At 65.5% G+C, this 368-nt stretch carries 1 protein-coding gene; it reads left to right on the top strand.

Going from position 1 to position 368, the window contains the following annotated elements; translation table 11 throughout:
* On the top strand, window positions 1–368 hold a 368-nt coding region (locus KJQ96_RS38845), incomplete at both ends, for a transposase (protein WP_213291204.1).

Genomic DNA, 368 nt, shown 5'->3' with positions numbered 1-368 from the left:
ATCTACTCGTCGCGGCGGATCGCCAGGGCGGCGGTGGAGCGGGCGGATTTCATGATGATCGTGGCGGGCGATGCGCCGGACTTCCGCACGATCTCAGAGTTCCGGCGGCGGCACCTGAAGGCGCTGGCCGACCTGTTCGTGCAGGTGTTGAAGCTGGCCGAGAAGGCCGGGTTGGTGAAGCTCGGGCACGTTGCGCTCGACGGCACCAAGATCAAGGCGAACGCGTCCAAGCACAAGGCGATGAGCTATGATCGCATGAAGAAGCGGGAAGCGGAGCTTGCAGCGGAGGTCGACCGCTGGCTCAAGGCGGCGGAGGCCGCCGATGCGCAGGAGGATAAGCTCTACGGCGACAAGCGCGGCGACGAGAT

Source organism: Bradyrhizobium sp. sGM-13, assembly GCF_018398875.1.
Lineage (GTDB): Bacteria > Pseudomonadota > Alphaproteobacteria > Rhizobiales > Xanthobacteraceae > Bradyrhizobium.
Note: the sequence above shows the minus strand (reverse complement) of the source record. Positions and strands in the feature narration are given on the sequence as shown.